The organism is Acinetobacter sp. YH12137 (genome assembly GCF_013418535.1).
Lineage (GTDB): Bacteria > Pseudomonadota > Gammaproteobacteria > Pseudomonadales > Moraxellaceae > Acinetobacter.
Window position 1 is genome coordinate 1 of the sequence record NZ_VPBW01000094.1, and the last position, 1,210, is coordinate 1,210.

The following is a 1,210-nucleotide window of genomic DNA, read 5'->3' on the forward strand; positions in this document are numbered from 1 at the left end:
GGGATAAGTGGACGTTACTCGCAGAATAAGCACCGGCTAACTCTGTGCCAGCAGCCGCGGTAATACAGAGGGTGCAAGCGTTAATCGGATTTACTGGGCGTAAAGCGCGCGTAGGTGGCTAATTAAGTCAAATGTGAAATCCCCGAGCTTAACTTGGGAATTGCATTCGATACTGGTTAGCTAGAGTATGGGAGAGGATGGTAGAATTCCAGGTGTAGCGGTGAAATGCGTAGAGATCTGGAGGAATACCGATGGCGAAGGCAGCCATCTGGCCTAATACTGACACTGAGGTGCGAAAGCATGGGGAGCAAACAGGATTAGATACCCTGGTAGTCCATGCCGTAAACGATGTCTACTAGCCGTTGGGGCCCTTGAGGCTTTAGTGGCGCAGCTAACGCGATAAGTAGACCGCCTGGGGAGTACGGTCGCAAGACTAAAACTCAAATGAATTGACGGGGGCCCGCACAAGCGGTGGAGCATGTGGTTTAATTCGATGCAACGCGAAGAACCTTACCTGGCCTTGACATACAGAGAACTTTCCAGAGATGGATTGGTGCCTTCGGGAACTCTGATACAGGTGCTGCATGGCTGTCGTCAGCTCGTGTCGTGAGATGTTGGGTTAAGTCCCGCAACGAGCGCAACCCTTTTCCTTATTTGCCAGCACTTCGGGTGGGAACTTTAAGGATACTGCCAGTGACAAACTGGAGGAAGGCGGGGACGACGTCAAGTCATCATGGCCCTTACGGCCAGGGCTACACACGTGCTACAATGGTCGGTACAAAGGGTTGCTACTGCGCGAGCAGATGCTAATCTCAAAAAGCCGATCGTAGTCCGGATCGCAGTCTGCAACTCGACTGCGTGAAGTCGGAATCGCTAGTAATCGCGGATCAGAATGCCGCGGTGAATACGTTCCCGGGCCTTGTACACACCGCCCGTCACACCATGGGAGTTTGTTGCACCAGAAGTAGGTAGTCTAACCTTAGGGAGGACGCTTACCACGGTGTGGCCGATGACTGGGGTGAAGTCGTAACAAGGTAGCCGTAGGGGAACCTGCGGCTGGATCACCTCCTTAACGAAAGATTGACGATTGGTAAGAATCCACAACAAGTTGTTCTTCATGACGATGTATCTGAGGGTCTGTAGCTCAGTTGGTTAGAGCACACGCTTGATAAGCGTGGGGTCACAAGTTCAAGTCTTGTCAGACCCACCA

1 tRNA gene and 1 rRNA gene are annotated in these 1,210 nt (G+C 52.2%); both read left to right on the forward strand.

Features of this window, described 5'->3' with window-relative positions:
- A 16S ribosomal RNA gene (locus tag FTU72_RS16230) occupies positions 1-1,072 on the forward strand; the annotation flags it as partial.
- Between the two features lie 61 nt (positions 1,073-1,133).
- Positions 1,134-1,210: transfer RNA gene (locus FTU72_RS16235), tRNA-Ile, on the forward strand.